This window comes from Pedobacter sp. ok626 (genome assembly GCF_900100435.1).
In the GTDB taxonomy this organism is placed as follows: Bacteria; Bacteroidota; Bacteroidia; order Sphingobacteriales; family Sphingobacteriaceae; genus Pedobacter.
Genome location: NZ_FNEX01000003.1, coordinates 436030 through 453992, shown reverse-complemented (window position 1 = coordinate 453992; position 17963 = coordinate 436030). Strand labels below are relative to the sequence as shown.

The following is a 17963-nucleotide window of genomic DNA, read 5'->3' as shown; positions in this document are numbered from 1 at the left end:
CTTGATTATACGATATTAAACTGATCAGCATCTTTTAAGAAAGGGAAACTTCTACGGGTTTTTACCAATTCTTCATAGCCAATACTAAAAGTATACAGGTCTTCGTCCTCAGGTTTGTAATAAACGGTCTTACCCATAGGATCAATACACATGGAGTGTCCGCTATGATAGACCTCTTTACCATCATGGCCAATCCTATTGGCCGCAATTACATAGCTCTGGTTTTCAATTGCTCTGGCAGGGATTAATGCTTTCCAGTGCGCTGAACGCTTATCTGGCCAGCTGGCGATTAACAGTAAGATGTCGTATTCTTCATTTTGGTTGCGTAGCCATACTGGAAAACGAAGGTCATAACAGATTGCTAAACGTATTTTCCAGCCCTTTAGTTCCACAATAACTTTGTCCTTTCCGGGAGTATACGTTTTATCTTCATCACCCAATCCAAATAAATGTCTTTTGTCATAGTGACTAGAATCTCCATTCGGGAGCATCCAAATCAAGCGATTATAATAGTTTCCGTTTTCTTTAATGATCAGACTTCCGGTAACTACGCAATCATATTTATTGGCAGTTGCATGCATCCATTGCATAGTTTTCCCATTCATTTCTTCTGCAAGCTCGGCAGCATTCATACTAAAGCCAGTATTGAACATTTCAGGTAAAACTATTAGGTCTGTCTTTTCTTTTACACCCGATGACAGCCTTAAAGTAAGATTTTGAAGGTTTTTATCAATGTTTTCCCAGAACAGGTATGCCTGAAAAATAGTAACTTTAAGGTTATTTATGTTTAAGTAATTTGGGCTATCCATTATTCTAATTTATAGGGATTTAAATTATAATTTCATTAGTCTTTCAACGGCTTTTTCCAGTGTTTCTTGCTTTTTTGCAAAACAAAATCGCAACACCTGATGATCTGTATTCTTAATATAGAAGGCCGAAACTGGGATACTCGCTACGCCATATTCTTTAACCAGCCTTACGGCCATATCTGTATCTTTTTCTTTATTTAAGTGCGCATAGCTAACGCATTGAAAATAAGATCCGTTACAAGGTAGTAATTTAAAGTTAGTTTCCATAAGCAGGCTGCGGAAGAAATCTCGTTTCTGTTGAAAGAAATTGGGAAGGCTTGTGTAAGTCTCCGGGTCTTTGAGGTAGTTTGCAATCCCCAGTTGCATAGGTGTATTTACACTAAAGACATTAAATTGATGTACTTTTCTAAATTCTTTCATGAGTTGTTCGGGAGCAAGGCAATATCCCATTTTCCAACCAGTGGCATGTAGCAGCTTTCCAAATGAAGCTACAATAAAGCTTCTTTCTCTTAATTCAGGGTATAACGCAATACTTCGATACTTATTGTCATCAAATATAATGTGTTCGTATACTTCGTCGCTTAAAATCAAGATATCAGTGTTCTTGGTTAGCTTAACAAGCGCTTTGATGTCTTTTTCAGATAAGGTGCAGCCAGTAGGGTTTTGTGGACTGTTCAGGATAATCATTTTCGTATTAGCCGTAAACAGTTTTTTAACCATTTCCCAGTCTATTTCATAATTAGGTGGACATAGTTCGTAAGGTTTAACCAAGCCACCCAATAACTTAATAGCTGGAGCGTAACAATCATAAGCAGGTTCAAAAATGATTACCTCATCGCCGTGATTAATGCAAGAGCTTAAAGCTGTGAAAATTGCCTGTGTGCCACCAGCAGTAATGGTTACTTCGGTGTCTGGATGATAATTGGCTCCATATAAATTACTCACTTTCTCGGCAATCAGGTCTCTAAGGACTGGTAAGCCTGGCATTGGGGCGTATTGGTTAAAGCCTTTTTGCATTGCATCGGTTACAAAACTTAAAAGTTTTGGATCGCAATCATAGTCAGGGAAGCCCTGAGATAAGTTAATGGCTTTATGCTCTTCTGCTAATTTCGACATTACAGTAAAGATTGTAGTGCCGGTATGTGGTAATTTTGAATTTATTGATATCATGTTACAGCGAAAATAGAAATAAATATTTTATCAGCTTATGTCAGATTTATTTAATAATTTCAACCTGCTATGAGTTTTAAAACAAAAGAGAGCAAGTTATTGCTCGTTCTTGGGAGCTTTTTTGTAGCTAATGCCATATTATCAGAGTTTATAGGAGTAAAGATTTTTACGGTAGAGGGAACACTGGGAATTAAGCAATTTGACATTAGCTTATTGGGTGTACCCAATTTATCTTTTAACATGTCGGCAGGTGTATTAACCTGGCCTTTAATATTTATCATGACTGATATTATTAACGAATATTATGGCGTTAAGCAAGTTCGTTTTTTATCGGTATTGACGGCCATTTTAATTTCCTACGCTTTTATTGTAGTAGGGGCAGCAATGCATCTTACACCATCAGGTTTTTGGGTAAATCAAAATATTAATGGACAGCATGTGAATATGAATGCTGCGTTTGCAGGTATATTTGGGCAGGGCATGTGGATTATTGTCGGTTCTGTAATTGCTTTTTTAGTGGGACAGATTGCTGACGTGGTCATTTTTCACCGTATTAAGATGATTACCGGAGATAAAGCGCTGTGGTTACGTGCTACAGGCTCAACAGTTGTTTCGCAATGTATTGATAGTTTTGTGGTGATCTTTATTGCGTTCTATTTGAATCCACAGTACCACTGGAGCTGGCAAATGGTAGCCGCCATAGGCTTGGTTAATTATACCTATAAGTTTATTGTAGCCATTTTAATGACACCTTTACTTTACCTTGTGCATGGGGTTATTGATAATTACCTGGGCAAGGATTTGGCGCAACGCATGATTAAAATGGCTGGAAGGAGATAGGGCGGTGTCCCAATATCTCCCGAGTCATATTTAATAGATTACAATCTGTTAACTTCAAGAATTTTAAATTCCTGGATGCCCTCAGGCATTTCCCAATTGATGCTATCGCCCGTTCTGTATCCAAATAAAGCGATGCCTATTGGTGCGAATACAGATACTTTTTGAACTTTGATATTCGCTTCTTCGGGCATAACCAGCTTAAATGTAAATTCTTTTCCCGTTTTTACATTCGCTATTCTGGCTTCCGATTTTAAACATACAACATCTGATGGGAGTTGGTCTTCTGAATAAATTGTGGCTGCTTTTAGCTCTGCCTGTAGCTTCCCTTTATTGTAAGCGCTCATATTTGATTTTTCTAAATGCTCTTTTAGCAGCTTGAAGTCGCTTTTTGACAGTGATAATGATTTTGTTTCCATGATGATTTATATGTGTTAATATAATTATTGAACTAGGCTCAAATGCAACTGAACGATAACCTGATTTACGGGTCGCTATAATGTTCCGTTGAAAAAAAATGTATAGAATAGTTTATCAGAAAAAATCTGAGCCCCTGAATCGAAGAAGGTAAAAGAAATGATTCGGGGCTTAACTGATAAAGTCCTTACTCGTGATTTGGAAGGTGAAGCCTAATGGATAGTTTTCTCTAAAAAACTTTTTGAATAGGGCATAGGCCTGTAACTGACTTTTATTGTAAGTCACCACTAAAGCTTTATGAATCCCTTTTTGTTCCATTTCTGCTAATGTCGTTAGCTTTTTTTTAAATTCAAAGTAAAATGAATATTATGACATTTTTATCCTTTTATCAAAAATGAAATCTTCTGATTTTAATAATTTGATAGATTTAAAATCCGGATGGAGTGGATTGATAACGTAATTGTATTCGGCATGAATAATGGATGATGGAACTTTTAGGATAGCAGATTTTTTTTCTTTTATCCAATCTTCCCCTAATTTTTGAGTAATGGGTATTTGACCAAATTCGGTCCAGTTTGCCGGAAGTTTTTTTTGTTCAATGGATAGGATACAGAGGTCGTCTGGTATTACGATGGTCATTACTTTAAAAAGATGGTTCAACCCAACTTGATTTCTGTGGACCACATTTTCAAGGCAAGCCAGCGAACGTGAGCTTGCAGTGTATATCATTTCGACATCATTGGGATTCCACCGGGCAGCTCTGCCCGATGCATTTAATGTAGTCGCATATTTAGCTAATGCAATACGAAATACCTGCATAATTAGGCCAAATCACCGTACTCTATTCTGATTAGTTCTTCTTCAATAAGAGAAATGCCGGTAATCGTATCCATCAAATCAAAAGGAATTTGATTGCCAAGGCCATATGAAGGTGTATTTAGCCATTGATGAAAGGCATCTGCGGAACCAAACACAGCTATGCCTTTATCAAACAAAGAAAACGACTTTAAAAGCTTTTCGCTTAAAGGGGCATCTAGTTTTGAAGAACTAGTAACGTAATTTTGTATAGTTTTAACATTGGTTTTGAAAGTGTCTTGAAATTCTTCTTTGCTAAAACCTGATAGGGTTAAAAAATCAAGAGCCGCCTTTGCAGATAAGCCTTTTTTAGAGTTTGTAAGTAGACTTATTGAATTGCCGTATAAAGATTGATATGGGGCTATTAGCTCGGCAACAATGGATACTTTAGTTTTGGTTTTATAAGGTTTTGGAGTAGCAGCCATAATTTCTCACATTTAAGATTATTCAAATATAAGAAAATTTTCTTTAATTCATAGAATTTTTTCTTCAGATGGGTAGTTGCCCCTTAACTCGATGAATAAAATGATTAAGATCAAATGGTTTACTGATAAAATCATCTGCTCCAGCTTCATCTAGCGCCGATTTTTCAGCTGCATGGGCAGACATAATGATGATTGGAATGTTTAATGTTTCTGGATCTGATTTTAGCATACGACATATATTAATACCATTGCCATCCGGCAACATCACATCTAAAATAATCAGATTTGGCTTGTGCCTATGCAAACTTCTATAGAACGCAGCCGCAGTAGCAAAAGTCTCGACCTCATAACCTTCTTCTAAAAGTACATACTCAATAATAAACCTAATGTCTTCATCATCTTCAATAAGGTGTATTAATATAGCCATAATTGATGTTTCCTCTGGGATAATTCTGAATAGAATAACTTAGAAAGTAACCCTTTTAGGGCTCAAAAGGTTTTTAAAATAATAAAGATTGAATAGAAAAATGCAATACAGGGCAAGTTCTGTACGATTATTTGTAAAAAAAAATATATTTGGCTTAAATTAAAATGGGAACGGTATAAGCAGCTTCCATATTATTAAAAGAAAAAACACAAAAAACATGGAAAAATTTTCAAAAGTTAAAGAATTATTAGCTTCTGTTGAAGCTGATGCAGAGAAATTTTACAGTGCAGGAAACAATGCTGCAGGTACAAGAGTACGTAAAGCTATGCAAGATCTAAAAGTACTTGCTCAAGAGATCCGTACTGAAGTAACGGAAAAGAAAAATACTGGTAAATAATATCTGATGCTCTAAATATCAGTAACCAGCTTTTGTTGGTTACTGATATTTTTCAATAAAAATATGTCGTATACGCCCAACAGTTCCAGATACTCAGAGATGCAATATCGCCGATGTGGCAAAAGTGGATTAAAATTATCTGCAATTTCTTTGGGGTTATGGCATAATTTCGGTCATGTTGATCAGTTAGAAAATTGCAGTGATATTTTAAAGTTGGCTTTTGATCGGGGAATTACTCATTTTGATCTAGCTAATAACTACGGGCCGCCTCCAGGCTCAGCTGAAGAAAATTTCGGACGTTTACTAAAACGAGACTTTTCGGGGTATAGAGATGAGATGATTATTTCTACCAAAGCCGGCTATACCATGTGGGATGGACCTTATGGTGATTGGGGATCTAAAAAGTACCTGGTATCTAGTCTTGATCAGAGTTTAAAACGGTTAAATCTTGATTATGTTGATATATTTTATCATCATCGACCTGATCCTGAAACCCCTTTAGAAGAGACGATGGCAGCTCTTGACTTAGTTGTTCGTCAAGGTAAGGCACTGTATGTTGGAATTTCAAACTATCAACCGATCGAAGCCGCTAGAGCAATCCAGCTTTTAAAGGAATTCGGAACCCCCTGCATTATACACCAACCAAAGTACTCCATGTACGAACGTTGGATTGAAGACGGTTTATTGGATTTACTAGGAAATGAAGGTGTAGGCTGTATTCCATTTTCGCCTCTCGCTCAAGGTATGCTAACAGATAAGTATTTAAAAGGAATTCCTAATGATTCAAGGGCTGCAAAAGCACACGGTGCTCTGCAAGAAAACCAAATTACTGAAGAACGGTTAGTACAATTGAATCAATTAAATGCAATTGCAGAAAGCCGCGGGCAAAAATTAGCCCAAATGGCTTTATCATGGATACTACGTGATGATCGTATTACATCTGTTTTAGTTGGGGCGAGCAAGCCCGAGCAATTAGCGGATTCATTAGTCTGTTTAAGCAATACAACCTTCAGTAAAACTGAGCTTGATCAAATAGAGAATATCCTTATGTGATTTATTTCTATATTTAGAGATGGAATCTTCGCAAACTTTACCAATTCTTGATGGTGTTGAACTCCGCGTTTTAGGCGTGTTAATGGAGAAATCGAAAACAACACCAGAGTATTATCCGATGACAATCAACGCTATTACGCTTGCTTGTAATCAAAAAACATCTAGAAAGCCAGTTGTTCAATACGACGAGCAAACAGTTATATTGGCATTGGACACTTTAAAAAGAAAAAGTCTTGTCTCCACAGCTACTGGCGGTTCAAGCCGTAGTGTAAAATACAAACATAATTTTGCTATTGTATTTCCAGTTACTCCACCAGAAGTTTCTGTAATTTGCTTACTAGTATTGAGAGGGGCCCAGACTCCTGGCGAATTAAATACCAATTCTGGGAGGATGTATGAGTTTGAATCTCTTGATGAGGTACAATCTGTACTTGAAAGACTTTCGGAGCCAGAAATGCCTTATGTATTGCAGTTGCCAAAGCGCCCAGGACAGAAAGAGGTGCGCTATGTTCATTTATTAGGTGGCACCCCAGATCTTACCCAGCTTGATCAAGATGAAGCTTATACGAAGCCTGCTAGTGAACTAGAAACAAGGCTTGCTAAAGTAGAGCAGGAACTGGCGGAATTGAAAGAATCATTCGATAAACTGTTGAAAGAATTATATTAAGATTAGGGCAGGTTAAATTATGATCTGCTTTATCAATGATATATTCCTTCATGTGTGTGCCTGACAGGGGGGGGGGCTTGGATGTTGATAAAACTGTTTTTTGCCTCAGGTTTAGCGTATTCGCTAAGTAATTCAGTATACTTTTCTAAAAGTGTGATGTATTTATTCATCCAGTATTGGACAGAACAATCTTCATTTTGATCTGTTTTGCCGGGCCCAACATCCATTGAAGTATGATGTTTTGCACTAGCAAACTCCTCAGGAAATTCATTTGCAAAATCATGATTTATGGCTTGTCCAATCTTGCAAATAGTTTCAAGATTTACGTGTCCATTTTCGAACCAGTTATAAATGGATGTTCTACTAACATGTAGTATGCGTGATAGTTCACTGATTCCGATTTTTGTTCGAACAATGCGTTCTATCACATCCCCTTTATTTGATGTCATAATTAGTCCATAGTTTAGATGAAACTTACTATACTCTAAAAAAATGATCAAGATTAGAGGGATGAACTAATCTTTACCTAAAGTTAAAAAAATATTATTAAGGAAACAAGTGTTATTTAATTTTTCTCAATTATGTCAACTCATATCGAGTACATCAGTCTTGTAGATATAAACCAATGGAGATTTTTTTATACAAAAATATAGGACAATTGGGCTATTTTAGGTTAAAAAGCTTGATTTCGCTGTTTTAATAGTAGAGATAAATAAATTTCTGTAACTTCTTATAGGATTAATTGTAAAGGCTTTGTAAACCCATGTGTACAAATTATACAATTGTACGACAACTCAAAAAATCACTTATCTTCTTGTGATATATTGCATAGCTTTATTTCATCAAATTAATTGTTTAGCAGATGTTTCTAAACTGAAAGCTATATATAAACGTATAGTGAAGCTAATAATTATCTGATAGATAAATTATAACAGAGCAGAAAATATTTTATTAGATATTTTCATTCAAGAATCAGCCGATGTAACTGATGTAGCGAAGCTATATACAGCAGGAGTTAAAGATGGATTCTTTTGGGATCATAATCCTTTCCAAGATCAAATTATAAATAAAACTTATAAGATGTTAGACGCGCACACTAAAATCGCTATCATTGGCCTTGGCTATGTAGGCCTGCCATTAGCCGTAGAATTTGCAAAAAAGTATAAAACATTTGGTTTTGATATTAATGAAGCTCGCATCGCTGAGCTCAATTCAGGGTTTGATCATACACTTGAAATTAGTTCAGATGACTTAAATCATGAGCTTACTTACGATTGTACATCTCCACTGGGGTTGTATTGTACCAACGATCTTGAAAAAATAAGAAGCTGCTCCGTGTATATTGTTACTGTGCCTACACCGGTAGATAAAAACAATCGACCTGACTTAACACCTTTAATAAAAGCAAGTATGACAGTTGGTCAGGTACTTAAAAAAGGAGATATAGTAATTTATGAATCAACCGTTTATCCTGGTGTAACAGAAGATGAATGTGTACCCATTTTAGCCAAAACATCGGGTTTGAGGTTTAATATTGACTTTTTTGCAGGATATTCACCAGAGCGTATCAATCCCGGCGATAAAAGTCATACTGTGGCGAATATTCTTAAAATTACCTCTGGTTCTACTCCAGAAATAGCCGAAATTGTCGACCAACTTTACAATTCTATTATTACCGCTGGCACTCACAAGGCCTCATCTATTAAAGTTGCAGAAGCTGCTAAGATCATTGAAAATGCGCAACGTGATATCAATATTGCCTTTGTAAATGAGTTGGCTATGATTTTCAATCGTTTGGGGATTAATACTAATGAAGTGTTGAACGCTGCGAGTACAAAATGGAATTTTTTGAACTTTAGACCTGGTTTAGTCGGTGGTCATTGTATTGGCGTAGATCCTTATTATTTAGCGCAAAAGGCACAGGAGGTAGGTTATCACCCCGAAATTATCCTGGCAGGACGTAGGGTAAACGATGGGATGGGCGCATATGTTGCCGATCAGTTGATTAAACAGATGATTCAAAAGAATACACATATCATTGGCGCTAAAGTGTTGGTTTTGGGCTTTACGTTTAAAGAGAACTGCCCTGATGTGCGCAACACCAAAGTAATAGATATTATTAACCGCTTAAAAGAATATAATGTACATGTAACAGTTCACGACCCATGGGCAAACGTTGAGAATGCCAAACATGAATATGGGATTATATGTGAGAATGGAGAATCGAAAACCAGAAAGTACGATGGAATATTATTAGCTGTTGCTCATCAAGAGTTTAAAGGGATTGATTTGAGAGAGCTGTGCAAAAAAAATGGAGTAATATATGATGTGAAATCTATTCTGCCGAATGAAATGGTAAATGCTCGTTTATAGTTACCCTGCCGATAGTCCACCCCTTTTAAGGAGAAGTTATGAGTTTAAGAAGAAAAACAATAACAGGTTTGATATGGACTTTTAGTCAGCAGTTTGGCGTTCAGTCCATAAGTTTCTTTATAACGATCATACTCGCGCGGATATTAGCCCCTTCGGAGTTCGGCTTAATTGCCATGTTATCTGTTTTTATTTCGATAGGCAGTTCTTTAATGGAGAGTGGACTTACTTCGTCACTTATAAGAGCAACAGATGCAGACCAAAAGGATTACTCTACAATATTTTTTTTTAATCTGATTGGCAGTGTTGTTATATATGCAATTGTATATTTTTTGGCTCCATTTATTTCATTGTTTTACCATCAGGAAATATTAACTAGTGTACTGCGGGTTTATGCGCTGTCCTTTATTTTGAATGCCTTTTTTGAAGTTCAGAATGCACGGTTGACAAAGGATATGAATTTCAGATTACAGATGCTCATTCAAGTACCTGCAGTTTTATTTGGCGGAATTTTGGGCGTAACGCTGGCTTATTGGGGATTTGGGGTTTGGAGCCTGGTGTGGATGAATTTATTCCAGTCTTTTTTAATAACCGTTCTGCATTGGGTGTTTTCTGGTTGGCGTCCAGATTTTGTATTTGACAAAGCAAGTTTTAAAAAGCACTTCCATTTTGGTTATAAAATGACATTGTCTGGGGTGTTGGAAACGATCTATAAAAATATTTATGTACTGATCATTGGCAAAAGCTATTCTGTAACCCAGCTTGGTTATTACTCCAGGGCTGATTCTATCAGTCAGTTACCAATTGGAAACATTTCAGCAGCTTTAAACAAGGTTACTTATCCTATGTTTTCATCTATTTCCGATGATGATGGACAATTGAAAAATGTGTACAAAAAAATAATGCAGCAAGTGATATTTTGGAATGCACCCGCACTAACTTTCTTATGCGTAATTGCTGAACCCTTGTTTCGGTTTTTATTAACCGAAAAGTGGTTACCATCGGTGCCTTACTTTCAGATTTTATGCATTGCAGGCATTATGTATCCTTTACATTCATATAATTTAAACATTTTGAAAGTTAAAGGAAGAAGTGACTTGATTTTAAGACTCGAATTAATAAAGAAAACAATTAGTATAATAGGCATTTTATGTGTTATACCGTTCGGAATTTATGGGCTGTTATATTTTCAGTTGTTCTTTAATTTTGTAGGGTATTATATCAATTCAATTTATAGTGGAAAGCTGATTGATTATCCAATTAAAGAGCAAATAGAAGATATATATCCAACTTTAGGACTGTCTGCCTGCATCGGTTTAGTATGTTATTTTTTTGATGCATTTTTGGTCCATTCATTTAATCTCCCTGATCTGGCTCGGATTATTATTGACGGTATTGTGTACTCGTTTACGTATTTGGGGTGTAGTAATTTAATACAGCTAACTGCAATAAATGATTTCAAACAATTAATTCTAAGAAGATGATGTCATAATAAAACCTTCTCTATTAAAATTTGAAGGAATATGATGACTAGTTGAAAAAGCGAAAAGCACCTTAACTGATTTGTTTTATTAATTTATAACTATTTTGAAATGGATAACAATGAAATTATTGTGAGTGTTTGTTGTATAACTTATAACCATGAAAAATACATTGCTGACGCAATCGAGAGTTTTCTAATGCAAAAAACCGAATTTCAATATGAAATTCTTATTGGAGATGATTGCTCAACAGACAATACAAGAAGAATTATTGAAATGTATTGTGAAAAATATCCTGGAAGAATAAGATTAATATCTCCTTCGAAAAATTTAGGTGGTATCAGGAATCAGATTGCCTTAATGAATAGAGCCAATGGGAAATATATTGCGATGTGTGATGGTGATGATTTTTGGACAAATCCATTTAAATTGCAAAAGCAGGTTGACTTTTTAGAAGCCAATCCCGATTATGTTATATGTTGTCATTATACAAGAGTTATTGATGATAATTATATAACACAGTATGTGCATGCTTCGCCAGTACCTTTAGAATTTACTTATGAAGATTTACTTTTTGGTAAGAGAGAAGAAACCAGAATCTGCTCCTTGATGGTAAAAAACACAGAGGAAGTTAGGCGTATAGGTAATGAAAATTGGTATTTTGACACCTATGGTGCGGATGTGATATTTAAACTACATGCCACATTAAGCACAGGGAAAAAAGTTTATGTTTTACCTGAAGTAATGAGTTGTTACCGTATACACTCTGGTGGTATTTGGAGCATGGCAGCTCCAAGAATGAGGAAACGAAGGATGATCAATGATTTCAATTTAGTGATTAAAAAGTTTAAGTATTCGTCATCCCAAAAAAGAGAGTTATTGAAGATATACATGAAGCAGTACTTTCTTTTTGATCTCAGAAGTTTTAAAATTGATAACGCTTTTAAAACTATTTCGATCTTATTGTAAGCATTTCAGCGTGATCTGATCATATCGTTCTAGCTTTTAATTATAATCACCATGAGGACTAAAAGAATATTTGATTTTACGGTGTCATTAATTGGAATAATACTATTAATGCCGCTTTTCCTGATCATCTCTCTAGTGATTTTGATGGATTCAAAAGGAGGGATATTTTACAAACAAACACGTGTTGGACAAAATAAGGTTGACTTTAAGTTGTTTAAATTCAGGACAATGTGCTGCGGTGCTGAAAGCTCCGGTCTTTTAACTATTGGTGACCATGATCGGCGTATAACCCGGGTAGGTTTTTGGCTCCGTAAGTATAAAATTGATGAACTACCTCAGTTGTTTAATATTTTAAAAGGAGATATGAGTTTTGTTGGGCCAAGACCGGAAGTAAATAAATATGTAGAGCAGTACGATTTGATCCAACAGAGGGTACTTAGTGTTAAACCAGGAATCACCGATTGGGCATCTATACAATTTGTAAATGAGTCGCAACTTTTAGCAAGTTCAAAAAACCCGGAAGTTTTTTACATAAAAAATATTATCCCCTATAAAATTATGCAGAATCTAAAATATATAGATCACAATAATTTGTGGATTGATATAAAAATCATCTTGCTGACAATAAAAAGTATTGTTCTTAAACAGAGATGATGAAAAATCTGCCTTAAAGATTAAATATGAAGAGCCTTAAAATTCTCGATTGGCCCCAGAATCGATTTTACTCAGAAACACATCCATTTCATAGATGGAGTGGCCAATTAAAAGAGAACGGGATAAAGGTTGAGTTTTATTTTGATCATACTGACAAGAAGCTAAGAGATGCAGATTATTTGATTATACATTCCAGGTATTTTGAAGATGGCTGGCAAAACACCATAAAAAGAACGGTAGAAAATGAAGAAGAGCTAATAAGGTTTCTTATAGGAGTGAAGAAAACCATTGGAAAGCTGATTTGGTTTGATGCAGCTGACTCTACAGGATCTAATGATTTTGCGATTATAGAATTTGTAGATACCTTTTTAAAAAAGCAGACCCTAAAAAATACTGATTACTATTCTGAAGGAAAAAATTTACGCATTTGGTTAGATAGTAATGATTTTGAAAAAACACTCAGTGCTTTTAAACCCTGCCCAAAGGATCAGTTATACAAAATAAAAGTTGGCTGGAACATTGGTTTAAATGACTACAGACCATATGGATATAAACTGACAAGGTTAAGTAATTATTTAAGCTATAATATTTATCCAAGTAGGTTCAGTGTGGTAAATAAGGAAAGAAAGTACGACTTAATATTTCGCGGCACAACCCATAATTCCAACTCATTAGCTCAGGCAATTTCCTTTCAGAGAAACAAAGTAATAAGCATGTTTGATACACTGAATTTTAATATACTACGAGGAAATCCTGTTTCAAAAAACATATACTGGAAGGAATTAAGAAATTCTAAAGTAAGTATCAGCCCTTTTGGCTGGGGAGAAATATGCTACCGGGATTTTGAAACGCTCATTTCTGGGGCGGTATTGATAAAACCTTCTATGGAACATCTGCAAACCTATCCAAATATATACATACCGAATGAAACATATATTCCGGTTGATTGGAACTTGAATGATCTGGAAGAAAAATTGGAAGTTTTGCTAAACAATTATGCCTCTTTTAAGCATATAGCAGAAAACGCTCAGGAATTATACAAAACAAATATCAATAATGCCGAATTATTTGTGGATTGCGTAAAACGGATGATTAATTATTAATAATTCAAATAGATTAAATATGAAATTTATTACAGTAGTATTTATGATTTTGTATTTGTTTGCATTATCATTTGGAGTCTTTTTTACAGAATTCTTCAGAATTCCAGCTCCCATATTGTTTGGTCTCCCATTGGTGTTTGTTTTTAAAGAACCTGGGGCTTCTTTTTTGTACGTCAAAGAACTTCTGATTTTTTTCCTTGCATTTTTCTTTTATTACATAGTAGGGGTGGACGACTATAAACTCTTCACGGTTAATTTAATATCAATTTTCATTTGTGCCCTTTATTTTAGCTATTTCGTTGGCTCAAATTCGAAGAGATTTAAGCTTTCTATCCTGATATTCTTTTCTCTGCTAGCGTTTTCCGCGGTCATCATGGTACTTAATCATTTTAACGAGAGTTATATTAATCCTCTTAGGGCGCTATTAGCCGGTCAGGAAGTCATTCAAAGTCCTTCTGGTATAGCAGCTTATCAATTTACTTTTGGATATCAGTTGGCTGCCCTTACTCCATTCATTTTTATTTATGCGTATTTATTTAAAAAAAAATGGTTAGTAAAAGCTTTAGTCTTATCCATCTGCCTGGTTTTCATTTTTTTAGGTATGCAAAGGTCTGTATTTGTTGGGTTTATTGCTTCGGTCTTATTGTTCTCGTTAATCTACTATAAATATAAAGCGGTCTACATCATCGGGATAACTGTAATTGCCAGCGTATTACTATACACATATGTACTTAAGGATGGTTTTGACAGCAAAGGCAAAGGAGCTGAGAATATTCTGGTTAAAAATGAGCAGGATGATGGTGAATACAACAGATCAACACTCCTTAAGGAAAATTTAAGAATCTACGCTGAATACCCATATGGGCTTATATTTTATGGAAAAAACTGGGGTGATGTAATTTACCGTAACCAAGTATTCAGATCTGGAATTACCTCGCATAATGCTTATCTGATGTTTTTTACCTACCTGGGTCCATTTCTTGGTCTGGGATTTCTTATAGCCTTATACTATAAAATAATTGGGGCATTTAGAAGTGTTCTTAACCATGTACGAGAGAAAAAATATGCCTTACTTATTTGTTTGATTCTTTCTTTTCTAGCGGTCACAATTAATTCTTTGTCGCATAATGCCTGGCTTTTAAGTGCAGATGGTCCGACGGTCTTTTTATTTTTTAGCATACTTCATTATTTGAAAATTCAAAAGAATAATAAAGATTTAGAAGAAGCCGAAAATGAAGTCAATAGTCATCAGGAAGTCCATGTACAATGGAAAATGAATGGTGAACCACAGGATCGAATTTTAATATAAATCTCGGTAAATGAAAAAGAAAATATTCTTTATAGTGGCTTCACTTGGAGCTGGAGGTTCAGAACGTGTTTTTTGGATTTTGTCGCAAGGATTTAATAAAATCCTCTATGATGTCAGTGTTGTCTTCTTAGATTCACGTGATAAATGTTTCTCTATGGATATTGAAGATGTTAATTTCATAGATCTCAAAACTTCAAAAGCATCTTTATCATTCTTCAAATTACTAAGACTAATCAAAAAAGAAAAACCGTTTGCTGTATTTTCTACTACAGATCACATCAATATTCTGGTTGCATTGGTTTCCCTATTTGTAACCATACCTAATCTGATCGCCAGGGCATCCAATATTCCGGAGCAAATGAGACATTTTGAGGGATTCAAAGCAAAATTCTGGAACCTTTTTACTCAGTTTTCTTATAAAAAATTCGATACGGTTGTATGTCAATCCAAAGAAATGAAAGAAGCGATTGCCGATGAATTTGACATCCCTGATGAAAAACTTGTTATAATTCCGAACCCTGTTTTATACACAGGTTTTATTAAAGAAAGAATCTCTCCCTCCATTCAAAAGAAATTGATAATTGTTGCACGTTTGGCAAAAGAAAAAGGATTCGACCGCTTACTCAATATATTCAAAGAACTCCCTGAAAATTATACATTAACAATTGTTGGAGATGGGCCACTAAAAACTGAAATCATCTCAAATGCAAAATCATTAAAGATTGAAAACCGGATATTTTTTTCAGGTCAAATTACAGAGGTAAACAGTCTCCTTACAAAACATGACCTTATGGTACTCAGCTCATTTACTGAAGGCTTCCCCAATGTTGTATTGGAGTCATTATCGGTAGGTATACCGGTGGTTACCTTCAGGGTGGGAGGAGTTTCTGGCCTTATCCGCAATGGCTTTAATGGTTTTATTGTAGAGCAGGGCAATCTTCAGGATTTTAAAAAGCAGATTCTAAAAGCTTGTTCAATAAAATGGGATTCTTTAGCTATAAAAGAAGACGTTTATCAAAAATGTGCCCTGGATAAGGTGGCTGTAAAATATGAGAACTTAATGGCTTAATTGATTATAGACATAACAACTAAAATTATGTGTGGTATATACGGATCTACGATTAAATATAGTGATGAAATTATTAAAGCCAAATTGGCTAGAATCAATTTCCGGGGGCCTGACTATTCGGCATTTCAGCAATTTGAAGGCCTTGTACTTGGACATAATAGGTTGTCTATAATCGATCTCGATCCTAGATCTAATCAGCCATTTTCCTATCAACATCTTAAGATTGTTTTTAACGGCGAAATTTACAATTACCAGGATATTAAAACGAACCTTCAAAAGAAAAGCTATCATTTTAATACCACTTCAGATACAGAAGTTATCTGTGCTGCCTATCTAGAATATGGACCGGATTGTGTCAAACAATTCAATGGAATGTTTGCTTTCACCATTTATGATTCTATCAAAAAGGAGCTTTTTGGAGCAAGAGATAGATTTGGAAAGAAACCCTTTTATTTTAGTCATAAAGGTGCAGATTTTGAGTTTGCCAGCCAGCCATCCCAAATTAACGAAGGAAGATATTTAACGGTCGATGAACAAGCCATTAATGAATATTTTATATGGGGATATATTCCAGAGCCCAGATCAATCTGGAAAGAAGTTAAGAAGCTTCCAGCAGGTCATAGTTTTAAATATGACCTTTATACCGGTTCATTAAAAATAGATAAATATTGGGATCTGGATTATAAATGGGATAATAAGTTTGAAGGTAGTTATATCGATGCCAAAAACGAGTTAAAGGAGATATTGTATGATTCTGTTAAGATAAGAATGCATTCAGATGTGCCTTTAGGGGTATTCCTTTCAGGAGGTATTGATTCTTCCTTAATAGCTACCCTAGCTTCACAAATGGTTGATAACGTTAAAACCTTCTCCATAAAATTTAATGAAAAACGCTTCGATGAAAGTATATATGCTGAGAAGGTAGCTAAACATCTATCAACCGAACATCACATTATCGAATGTAATTACCAGGAAGGAATTGAGCTTATACATAATTTCTCTAGATACTATGATGAGCCCTTTGCAGACTCAAGTGCAATACCGATGATGCTGTTAACCAAACATACTAAAAAACATGTAACGGTAGCATTGAGTGGAGATGCAGGGGATGAAGGATACCTTGGCTATCACAGATATAAATGGATTAATACTGTTCAGTCATTGTTTAGATTTCCTCTGGCCTTCAGACAAACCATTGCATCAGTGATTAATCTTTCACCAAATTATCAGCACAAACTGATCGCTATGGGGATTTCCCTTAAGGATATAGAAACCTTGTATGTTAAAATGCTGGGTGGCATGGAGAATTCCTGGGTACTGGAAAAGGATCTGGGCCTTGATAATCCTTTTATGCACATATTAACAAATCCTGATAAACCACTATTGGAACGTATTTCTGATTTTGACATCAAAACATACCTGGTTGAGGATATCAATACTAAGGTAGATAGAGCTTCCATGGCTTTCTCTTTAGAGTCAAGATCGCCGCTAATGGATTATAGGATAATTGAATTTAGCAGGAGTTTGCCTAGCAACTTTAAGTTTAATTACGGAACACAAAAGAAAATTATCAAAGACATTCTGTTTGATTATGTACCTGCAAATTTTTTCAACAGACCAAAAGCAGGATTTACCATGCCATTTCAAGATTGGTTTAGAAACGAGTTAAAGGAATATGTTTTAGACCATCTTACTGTTTCCGAATTAAAAAATATTCCTGGTATAAATGTAAAAAGAACGCAAGAAATTATTCAAGAACACATGACCGGAAAATGGAACAGATCTCCTCAAATCTGGAAATTATTAGTGTTATCTCAATGGTTAAAAGGTCAAAAAAGTAAGTCAAAACCCGAAGCTATATTCGCTTAGTTACCTTCTATCAATATGTTTTAATTTTAAAAATGGAGTTTAGAGACCATTCAAAAAAACGGAACAAGTATTAAAAAACAAA

The 17963-nt window shown here is 35.1% G+C and carries 20 protein-coding genes; 12 read left to right on the top strand and 8 right to left on the bottom strand.

The features are described 5' to 3' along the window. Positions 1–5: 5 nt before the first annotated feature. Entirely contained in the window at positions 6–809 is an 804-nt protein-coding gene (locus tag BLS35_RS06280; protein WP_175459573.1) for a nitrilase family protein, read from the bottom strand. 24 nt (positions 810–833) lie between these two features. Further along, the gene (locus tag BLS35_RS06275; protein WP_090778900.1) at positions 834–1979 is read right to left on the bottom strand and encodes a methionine aminotransferase; all 1146 of its coding nucleotides are present in this window, start codon (positions 1977–1979) and stop codon (positions 834–836) included. A gap of 69 nt (positions 1980–2048) precedes the next feature. Here BLS35_RS06275 and BLS35_RS06270 point away from each other — a divergent pair, with 69 nt between their 5' ends. Continuing rightward, positions 2049–2819 carry a queuosine precursor transporter gene (locus BLS35_RS06270; RefSeq protein WP_090778898.1) on the top strand — a complete coding sequence of 257 codons (771 nt, stop codon included), beginning with the start codon at positions 2049–2051 and terminating at the stop codon, positions 2817–2819. Between the two features lie 38 nt (positions 2820–2857). Here BLS35_RS06270 and BLS35_RS06265 read toward each other — a convergent pair whose 3' ends face one another. From BLS35_RS06265 to BLS35_RS06250, 5 genes are all read right to left on the bottom strand, one after another. Next, positions 2858–3235 carry a GreA/GreB family elongation factor gene (locus BLS35_RS06265; RefSeq protein ID WP_090778896.1) on the bottom strand — a complete coding sequence of 126 codons (378 nt, stop codon included), beginning with the start codon at positions 3233–3235 and terminating at the stop codon, positions 2858–2860. A gap of 169 nt (positions 3236–3404) precedes the next feature. Further along, on the bottom strand, positions 3405–3551 hold the full coding sequence (locus BLS35_RS27685) for a hypothetical protein (protein ID WP_165973234.1): 147 nt from the start codon (positions 3549–3551) through the stop codon (positions 3405–3407). Between the two features lie 48 nt (positions 3552–3599). Then, positions 3600–4052 (bottom strand): RES family NAD+ phosphorylase, encoded by a 453-nt coding sequence (locus BLS35_RS06260; RefSeq protein ID WP_090778894.1) that lies wholly within the window; start codon positions 4050–4052, stop codon positions 3600–3602. Between the two features lie 2 nt (positions 4053–4054). Then, complete coding sequence (locus BLS35_RS06255; protein ID WP_090778892.1) at positions 4055–4513, bottom strand: type II RES/Xre toxin-antitoxin system antitoxin; 459 nt, start codon at positions 4511–4513, stop codon at positions 4055–4057. A 64-nt stretch (positions 4514–4577) separates the two neighbouring features. Continuing rightward, complete coding sequence (locus tag BLS35_RS06250) at positions 4578–4940, bottom strand: response regulator transcription factor (RefSeq protein WP_090778890.1); 363 nt, start codon at positions 4938–4940, stop codon at positions 4578–4580. Between the two features lie 217 nt (positions 4941–5157). Between BLS35_RS06250 and BLS35_RS06245 the strand changes: the two genes are divergently transcribed. The 3 genes from BLS35_RS06245 to BLS35_RS06235 all read left to right on the top strand — a co-directional run bounded on the left by BLS35_RS06245 (position 5158) and on the right by BLS35_RS06235 (position 7057). Next, complete coding sequence (locus BLS35_RS06245; RefSeq protein ID WP_090778888.1) at positions 5158–5337, top strand: histone H1; 180 nt, start codon at positions 5158–5160, stop codon at positions 5335–5337. A gap of 63 nt (positions 5338–5400) precedes the next feature. Continuing rightward, on the top strand, positions 5401–6390 hold the full coding sequence (gene mgrA / locus BLS35_RS06240) for an L-glyceraldehyde 3-phosphate reductase (RefSeq protein ID WP_090778886.1): 990 nt from the start codon (positions 5401–5403) through the stop codon (positions 6388–6390). A 19-nt stretch (positions 6391–6409) separates the two neighbouring features. Continuing rightward, positions 6410–7057 (top strand): YceH family protein, encoded by a 648-nt coding sequence (locus tag BLS35_RS06235; protein ID WP_090778884.1) that lies wholly within the window; start codon positions 6410–6412, stop codon positions 7055–7057. 32 nt (positions 7058–7089) lie between these two features. On the opposite strand, the gene BLS35_RS06230 is transcribed toward BLS35_RS06235, so the two are convergent. Continuing rightward, positions 7090–7506 carry a helix-turn-helix domain-containing protein gene (locus BLS35_RS06230; protein ID WP_132225945.1) on the bottom strand — a complete coding sequence of 139 codons (417 nt, stop codon included), beginning with the start codon at positions 7504–7506 and terminating at the stop codon, positions 7090–7092. Positions 7507–8137: 631 nt separating this feature from the next. On the opposite strand from BLS35_RS06230, the gene tviB reads away from it, so the two are divergent. From tviB to asnB, 8 genes are all read left to right on the top strand, one after another. After that, on the top strand, positions 8138–9430 hold the full coding sequence (gene tviB, locus BLS35_RS06225; protein ID WP_090778880.1) for a Vi polysaccharide biosynthesis UDP-N-acetylglucosamine C-6 dehydrogenase TviB: 1293 nt from the start codon (positions 8138–8140) through the stop codon (positions 9428–9430). A gap of 38 nt (positions 9431–9468) precedes the next feature. Further along, positions 9469–10911: a lipopolysaccharide biosynthesis protein gene (locus BLS35_RS06220; protein WP_090778878.1), complete on the top strand. Its 1443-nt coding sequence runs from the start codon at positions 9469–9471 to the stop codon at positions 10909–10911. A gap of 108 nt (positions 10912–11019) precedes the next feature. Next, positions 11020–11877: a glycosyltransferase family 2 protein gene (locus tag BLS35_RS06215; RefSeq protein WP_090778875.1), complete on the top strand. Its 858-nt coding sequence runs from the start codon at positions 11020–11022 to the stop codon at positions 11875–11877. A 51-nt stretch (positions 11878–11928) separates the two neighbouring features. Next, positions 11929–12531: a sugar transferase gene (locus tag BLS35_RS06210; RefSeq protein ID WP_090778873.1), complete on the top strand. Its 603-nt coding sequence runs from the start codon at positions 11929–11931 to the stop codon at positions 12529–12531. A 26-nt stretch (positions 12532–12557) separates the two neighbouring features. Further along, the gene (locus tag BLS35_RS06205) at positions 12558–13634 is read left to right on the top strand and encodes a glycosyltransferase (RefSeq protein WP_090778871.1); all 1077 of its coding nucleotides are present in this window, start codon (positions 12558–12560) and stop codon (positions 13632–13634) included. 19 nt (positions 13635–13653) lie between these two features. Further along, the gene (locus BLS35_RS06200) at positions 13654–14943 is read left to right on the top strand and encodes an O-antigen ligase family protein (RefSeq protein WP_132225944.1); all 1290 of its coding nucleotides are present in this window, start codon (positions 13654–13656) and stop codon (positions 14941–14943) included. Positions 14944–14953: 10 nt separating this feature from the next. Beyond that, positions 14954–16012, top strand: coding sequence for a glycosyltransferase (locus BLS35_RS06195; RefSeq protein WP_090778869.1), 1059 nt, complete (start codon positions 14954–14956; stop codon positions 16010–16012). 27 nt (positions 16013–16039) lie between these two features. Continuing rightward, a complete protein-coding gene (gene asnB / locus BLS35_RS06190) occupies positions 16040–17881 on the top strand; it encodes an asparagine synthase (glutamine-hydrolyzing) (protein ID WP_090778867.1) in 1842 nt (613 codons plus the stop codon). The last annotated feature ends 82 nt before the right edge of the window (positions 17882–17963 follow it).

Excerpts from the sequence above, each read along its gene's own strand:
- BLS35_RS06280 (WP_175459573.1), bottom strand. The coding sequence starts at position 809 with ATGGATAGCCCAAATTACTTAAACATAAATAACCTTAAAGTTACTATT.
- BLS35_RS06275 (WP_090778900.1), bottom strand. The coding sequence starts at position 1,979 with ATGATATCAATAAATTCAAAATTACCACATACCGGCACTACAATCTTT.
- BLS35_RS06270 (WP_090778898.1), top strand. The coding sequence starts at position 2,049 with ATGAGTTTTAAAACAAAAGAGAGCAAGTTATTGCTCGTTCTTGGGAGC.
- BLS35_RS06265 (WP_090778896.1), bottom strand. The coding sequence starts at position 3,235 with ATGGAAACAAAATCATTATCACTGTCAAAAAGCGACTTCAAGCTGCTA.
- BLS35_RS27685 (WP_165973234.1), bottom strand. The coding sequence starts at position 3,551 with ATGGAACAAAAAGGGATTCATAAAGCTTTAGTGGTGACTTACAATAAA.
- BLS35_RS06260 (WP_090778894.1), bottom strand. The coding sequence starts at position 4,052 with ATGCAGGTATTTCGTATTGCATTAGCTAAATATGCGACTACATTAAAT.
- BLS35_RS06255 (WP_090778892.1), bottom strand. The coding sequence starts at position 4,513 with ATGGCTGCTACTCCAAAACCTTATAAAACCAAAACTAAAGTATCCATT.
- BLS35_RS06250 (WP_090778890.1), bottom strand. The coding sequence starts at position 4,940 with ATGGCTATATTAATACACCTTATTGAAGATGATGAAGACATTAGGTTT.
- BLS35_RS06245 (WP_090778888.1), top strand. The coding sequence starts at position 5,158 with ATGGAAAAATTTTCAAAAGTTAAAGAATTATTAGCTTCTGTTGAAGCT.
- mgrA (WP_090778886.1), top strand. The coding sequence starts at position 5,401 with ATGTCGTATACGCCCAACAGTTCCAGATACTCAGAGATGCAATATCGC.
- BLS35_RS06235 (WP_090778884.1), top strand. The coding sequence starts at position 6,410 with ATGGAATCTTCGCAAACTTTACCAATTCTTGATGGTGTTGAACTCCGC.
- BLS35_RS06230 (WP_132225945.1), bottom strand. The coding sequence starts at position 7,506 with ATGACATCAAATAAAGGGGATGTGATAGAACGCATTGTTCGAACAAAA.
- tviB (WP_090778880.1), top strand. The coding sequence starts at position 8,138 with ATGTTAGACGCGCACACTAAAATCGCTATCATTGGCCTTGGCTATGTA.
- BLS35_RS06220 (WP_090778878.1), top strand. The coding sequence starts at position 9,469 with ATGAGTTTAAGAAGAAAAACAATAACAGGTTTGATATGGACTTTTAGT.
- BLS35_RS06215 (WP_090778875.1), top strand. The coding sequence starts at position 11,020 with ATGGATAACAATGAAATTATTGTGAGTGTTTGTTGTATAACTTATAAC.
- BLS35_RS06210 (WP_090778873.1), top strand. The coding sequence starts at position 11,929 with ATGAGGACTAAAAGAATATTTGATTTTACGGTGTCATTAATTGGAATA.
- BLS35_RS06205 (WP_090778871.1), top strand. The coding sequence starts at position 12,558 with ATGAAGAGCCTTAAAATTCTCGATTGGCCCCAGAATCGATTTTACTCA.
- BLS35_RS06200 (WP_132225944.1), top strand. The coding sequence starts at position 13,654 with ATGAAATTTATTACAGTAGTATTTATGATTTTGTATTTGTTTGCATTA.
- BLS35_RS06195 (WP_090778869.1), top strand. The coding sequence starts at position 14,954 with ATGAAAAAGAAAATATTCTTTATAGTGGCTTCACTTGGAGCTGGAGGT.
- asnB (WP_090778867.1), top strand. The coding sequence starts at position 16,040 with ATGTGTGGTATATACGGATCTACGATTAAATATAGTGATGAAATTATT.